3 protein-coding genes and 1 pseudogene are annotated in these 6,566 nt (G+C 40.1%); all 4 read right to left on the minus strand.

Annotated elements, in window-relative coordinates; translation table 11 throughout:
- Positions 1-3,770, minus strand: a 3,770-nt coding sequence (locus tag WBM98_RS06215) for a beta strand repeat-containing protein (protein ID WP_424365162.1), incomplete at its 3' end; no start/stop codon positions are given.
- Between the two features lie 214 nt (positions 3,771-3,984).
- Positions 3,985-5,418, minus strand: a complete 1,434-nt coding sequence (locus WBM98_RS06220) for a CCA tRNA nucleotidyltransferase (RefSeq protein ID WP_424365163.1) — start codon at positions 5,416-5,418, stop codon at positions 3,985-3,987.
- A gap of 64 nt (positions 5,419-5,482) precedes the next feature.
- Positions 5,483-6,052: an L-threonylcarbamoyladenylate synthase gene (locus WBM98_RS06225; RefSeq protein WP_424365164.1), complete on the minus strand. Its 570-nt coding sequence runs from the start codon at positions 6,050-6,052 to the stop codon at positions 5,483-5,485.
- Positions 6,052-6,566, minus strand: a pseudogene (locus tag WBM98_RS06230) (CDP-glycerol--glycerophosphate glycerophosphotransferase); the annotation flags it as partial. The pseudogene WBM98_RS06230 and the gene WBM98_RS06225, both read right to left, overlap by 1 nt.

Below are 6,566 nucleotides of genomic sequence, written 5' to 3' on the forward strand. Positions count from 1 at the left end.
TCATCGATCAAGGCATCAGTAGCAGGCGTAGTTCCATTGGCATCGTCATTGGCAAAAACAGAGGATGTGGTTCCCCCGGCGGTACCGTCGACCTTAGTGGTACTGAAATCATCATCGGTAGCAGTAATTGTTGGTGTGCAATTGGTTGCATTTGTAGGGTCTGAATAGTCAAAAGATCCATTTATTATTTTTGATAAAAATGTTTGGTTGTCCGTAGAATTTGCTGCACCAGGTGTTCTATTCGTTCCATCGGAACTTAAAAATTTGGTGTTGTCTTCCCAATCTCCACATTGAAATTGAAAGGCGAAAGTACTTCCCGCACCACCTGGGCCTGCATTAAAGGATGTTCCTCCACAAGGGAAAGCAGGGAAGGGCGCGTTAACGTCCCCAAAGGAAAACCCATGATAAAAAGTACCATCGGGGTTTCTTGTTTGTATGGCATCCCCGCCATTTCTCAAAGCCGTTTTTGTCCAAGTATTGGTACCTGCGATACAGCTTGTATAATCGGTACCATTACATCCTGTAAGGTAGGTATCATCACCACTGGGTATAATATACACCCCATCGCTATTGCTATCAGTAGGGTCATCAGCCCCAATTCCCGTATCTTTATCACCTACATTGTATAAGACAATTATTGATCCAGGGGCAACGGAATTATAGATTGAAGTTAAAATGTAATATCCACTGGAAACTCCAGTCCCGGTCGCACTTTCAAAATCCCCATTATTATCATCTACAATCCAACCGGTAAGGTCTACTGGAGCTGTTGGGTTGAGCGGGTCACCTACGACCAACAACTCTATCCATTCCTTTGAGCCGCCATCCCCATTAGAAGCCTCATTTACAATAAGTCCTGCTGTCGAGGTACATGTGTATACCACAATGGTCACTTCGGCCGAATTGCAAATTGTATTTTCAGCAGTTAAGCAAATAGTATATTCAACAGTATAGGTATTTGCCGTTGTACCTGCGGGCACTACAATCGTACCATCGCTATTAATGGAAACCCCAGTGAGTCCACCGTCATTGGTGATGGAGATATTATCATCTACCAAGTCATCTGTAGCAGGTGTTGTTCCATTGGCATCGTCATTGGTAAATACGGTTGCTGTTGTACCCCCCGAAGCGGCAATGATCGGTGATGTACTAAAATCATCATTGACTGCATCTATGGTTTGCACATCGATTATCACGGTCGCTGTATCACATATTGAATTGTCAGCTGTTAAGCAGATGGAATAGGTTACGGTATAAACTCCTTCCGTTGCGCCAGCAGGAACAACAACGGTACCATCGGTATTGATTGTTACGCCAGTAAGTCCACCGTCATTGGTGATAGAAATATTATCATCGATTAGGGCATCAGTAGCGGGAGTAGTGCCATCGGAATCGTCATTAGCAAAAACAGAAGTTGTAGTTCCACCAGCAGTACCATCTACTTTTGTGGCACTAAGGTCATCATCCACTGCATCTATAGTAAGAATTGTTAATAACGCAGCAGTTGAATTTGAAGTTTCAATATCACAAACATTACTAACTGTAGAAACAATTATGCGATAATAATTACCGTCTAAGGAATCGTCTGAAATGTTGATGTCCAAAGAATTTGAGTTTGTTCCACTATAAACAGCATCATCGGATATATCTACAAAACCAGAACCTGAATCTTCTTGCCATTGGTATACCGGTATTGTACCAGTTCCAATTGTTGTCGCGGTAACATTAAAATTGACTGTATTTGGCACTATTGTAGTTACTGAACTTGGATTAGTTACCGTATCAATACCGCTAACTTGCAAATAGTCTTCCGTGAGATTACCATCTAAATCTGCTGGTACGGGATACGTTGCAGCTATTACGCGACCATCGCTATCAATAGTTCCTGCTCCTAGGGACAAAGGTTCTGTGGCTGTATTTCCAGGATTATATATTCCTCCATCTCCGCCATCGGCAGTAATCACTCCGTATGCTTCATTGGCATCTGAACAGCCGTCTCCATCACTATCTAAATCTTGCCAATCGTAATTAGAATCTGAATTTGTTGGATGAACACTATCACTATTCAGTAAAGTATAATTTACGCCTCCTGATCCATTATCCACAACACTAGGAATTCCATTAACTGCGTTTACAGCTCCATCTACAATGCCATTTGTATGTGGTTGCCCATGACCCGCTTCTACGGCATCATATATACCATCATTATCACTATCCAAGTCTAAACTGTCAATAATTCCATCGCCATCTGTATCACAACCCGGTATGAGTGTATCTCGTAAGGCTGGATCTCCTGTTGAAAATTTAGCTGCATCTGCAACTGTATAACCAAAAGCACCATCTGCATTATGACCAACAAAACAATAATTTTTTTGATAGCTGTCATAATATATTGATTGATGCCCTCCAACTCCAACTCTTATCGGATTTCTATCTAAGTTGTCCACAGCTAAATCTCCATTGAAATCTGCATAAATTCCATTTCCTGCTCCAGCATAATAACTTGGTATTCCTGCGAAATATTGAGGGTCAGATGAACCATCAGATAGTGTTTGATTATTATTAGACCCCCACATATATAATTCTCGAACCCCTGCCACTTCCGTAATTGCTGCTCCTTCGGGATTATCTATACTATATGATTGACCTGCCATGAAAACAACATTAGTTAATTCTGCGCCTCCAGAAACTTTGACAGTATTCCAATCAGCTACATGAGAATCAGTACTGTTATTTATACCTAATTGTCCCAAACTATTCCCACCCATTGAGTAGATTTTACCATTAGTTGGATGTAATGCAAAATAACTTGCAGCATCTCCTGGGCTCAAATCTGGTGAAGAACCGGCTACCCATTCTCCAGTTGCCATTTCAATTTGCATTGGATACTCTCCAATTAAAAAATCACTTGGTTTAATCATTTCAGTAGCTATATCTAATGCTGCTGAAGTTGAACCAGAACCGTTTCCTCCCAAACTTGCTTTTGAACCCCAAGTATACCATTCACCAGTACTTAAAACTGCAAACGCACCTACTTCGGTAATATCAAGATCTATTACATTAATTAAATCTGTTGCTCCAGTCCCGGGATTATATTGTACCGTATACCATCCATTCGAATCTGCGGATGTTCCATTCGCTCCCCTTATTTCAGAGGATGTGTTTTCTAAAGACCCTCTGGTATATACTCTTCCATCAGTTGTTGTTATAGCTAATACCCCAGGCCCTGAAGTCATATTTACAATTTGTAGGGCTGTAACTCCAACTGGTAATGGTAAGGACAATACACTTCTAGTTCCTCCTGTAAATGAAGAACTAATTAATTCATTTTCATCACCCCAAACATACAAACCATCAGAGGTCCATAAAACATATTGTGGATCACCATTATCTGCACCAACCAACTTTTGAGGTATTCCTGAAATAGAACTCCAATCACCACTACCTGGCGCAATTTCTTGAAAAGAAGTATAATTACTATTTCCGGTAGTTGGATTGGTATCTTGACCTGTTACAAAAATCCTATTTCCAGGTGCATTAATAATATTAGCATGATATAAGGGAATAAAAAAATCTTCAGGGATAGGAACAGGACAAGATTCGTCCACATCTAATATACCATCGTTATCATCATCTAAGTCAATTGAATCAATAATCAGATCATTGTCTGAATCCTGAGCATTGATAGTTAAGGAAGTAGTTAATAAAAATACAAAAGTGACTATTAATCTCAAAAACAGATTAACAGGAAAGCGCACGGATTTATCCATGATTCGGGGGATTTATAGTTAATGGTCTACTAATAATACGTTAAAATATAGTAAAAAGACTATGTAATGCTTAAAATTTTAACAAACATAATCGTACTCTACCTACAAAAATAGAATTTGTTGGCTTGTAAGGTAGAAATGTATGTGAAATGGGAAAAATGTGTTGTTTATCGATAGAGAACGGCTATTAGTTCCCTTATCGATGAAATGTAATCTAAGCTCCAGGTTTTGATTGTAACCCCAATTCCATTCCTTTTTTTAACATGTAAGATTTAGCCGCTTTATATTCATTGGGGATTTCCCCTTCGAGAATGGCTTCTTTAATAGCTGCTTTGATAATACCTATTTCCTTTGATGGCTGAATACTGAAAGTCTTCATTATTTCCTCCCCCGAAATAGGCGGTTGAAAATTACGGATGTGGTCACGCTCCTCGACCTCTATGATTTTTTGGCGTACCAACGTAAAGTTGTTCTTGTATTGCTTTTGTTTTTTGGGATTCTTCGTTGTAATATCAGCCTCACACAAGGTCATGAGATCATCGACAAAGTCACCGGCATCAAAGACCAGCCTTCTCACTGCGGAATCTGTGACGAAATCCTCTGAAAGCACAATGGGCCTCGAACTCATCAATACCAATTTCTGCACAAATTTCATCTTTTCATTCAATGGCATTCGCAATCTTTTGAAGAGCTGATACACCATTTTTGAACCTACGAATTCATGGCCATGAAACGTCCATCCGATTTTTTTATGGAATTTTTTTGTGGGTGCCTTTCCGATATCGTGTAAAAGGGCAGCCCAACGCAGCCAAAGGTCTTCAGTAGATTTGGCTATATTGTCGACAACTTCGAGCGTATGCCAAAAATTATCCTTATGGCGTTGGCCTTCAACTTCTTCAATGCCTTCCAAAGCGGTAAGTTCAGGAAGTATATATTCGAGCAGTCCGGTTTTATGCAGTAGGGACAGACCGATGGAAGGTTTGGGACAAAGCATTATTTTATTTAGCTCATCAACAATACGCTCTTTGGAAACGATGTTAATACGTTCCTTGTTTTCGGTGATGGCCTGTAATGATTTCAATTCGATACTGAAATCCAATTGGGTCGCAAAACGTATGGCGCGCATCATACGTAAAGGGTCATCCGAATACGTGATATTTGGATCTAGGGGCGTTTTGATGATTTTATTTTTCAAATCCGAAATCCCATCAAAAGGATCCAACAAATCCCCAAGATTTGATTGGTTCAAGGATAAAGCCAAGGCATTTATGGTGAAGTCACGGCGCTCTTGATCCTCTTGTAAGGTACCATCCTCGACAGAGGGCTTTCGACTATCGTGGTCATAACTTTCCTTACGGGCCCCTACGAACTCCAACTCTAGTTTCCCATGTTTTATCATGGCGGTACCGAAGTTCTTGAAAATCGATATTTTAGGGTTACCCTGGAGCTTAGTAGCTACTACTTTTGCCAATTCAATACCACTGCCTACGGCAACAATATCTATGTCTTTAGGTGTACCCCTTTTCAATAGAAAGTCCCGTACAAAACCACCGATCACATAGCAGTCAAGGCCAAGTTCATCAGCCGCTTCTGTTAGGATATTAAAAACTGGATCTTGGAGTGCTTGTTTATGGTTCTGTTGTGGCATTTTATGAAGGCATCTCCCCCGAAACAACGGGGCGCTTGTTCTGACAGCGAATACTATTAATTACTTACTCCCGGATTATTTTTACCGTACCATCATTTCCTAACTTTATAATCGATGAGGGCGGTCCGTTCTGTTTATCGTGATGCAAATTTACAATATAGTCCACACCTTTTAAAATAATAGGGTCTATTTGCCCAAAACCTTTTGGTGTAGGATTACCGGCGAGATTTGCCGATGTAGAAATTATTGGCTTTTTAAACTTGTTTATCAGATATTGGCAAAATTTATCCGATGCGACCCTTATTGCCATCGTATTGTCATGAGCTATGGCATTTTTGGCCAACCCGGTAGGATTATCGTAAATGATGGTCGTCGGTTTGGTTGCAAGATCCAAAATATCATAGGCCAACTCCGGCACTTGTTCCACATACCTTTCCAACATGGCGTCATTGCCCACAAGACAGATCAGTGCTTTTGAATCTTTACGCTGTTTTAGTTCGTACACTTTTTTGACCGCAGCTTCGTTCGTGGCATCACAACCTATGCCCCAAACCGTATCGGTGGGGTAGAGGATGAGTCCGCCTATTGACATTGCCTCGATGCATTTATTTATTTCAGTTGTAAAATCGTTCATTAATTCAAGGGCTTGTCCATATTTCTCAATCTTTTCAACTCCTTGTATCTGGAATAAACACCAAGGGCATTTAAATAACAAATGGTAATCCCCTTAAGACCATCCAAGAATCCCAAACGAAGGATATAATGGTTTAAAAACTTATACAGGGGTCTAAAAATGAAATGATAGAAATAGGCCTTCTTGCCTTTTTTATATTCCTCAACGGCCTTCATTTGACCATATTTGACCATCTTGCCTTTATAGTCCGCGTAGTTGTTATAGGAATAATGAATCAATTTGTTTTTCAAGACACTTGATTTACCGTCTATAAGAAGGGTTTCATGAACAATTCGTTCTTTGTCGAATTTAACCTTACTCTTTCTGAAGAGGCGGTAATTCTTATCACTTTGCCATCCACTGAACCGCAATACCTCTTCCTTGAACATAAAGGTTCTAAGGAACATGTACGCCACTGTTTCTTCCTTATCGGAATTCACCGTTTTTAAGATTTCGTTTTTCAAGGAATCGGTCA

The sequence above is a fragment of the Maribacter sp. genome, from assembly GCF_049667165.1.
GTDB lineage: Bacteria > Bacteroidota > Bacteroidia > Flavobacteriales > Flavobacteriaceae > Maribacter_A.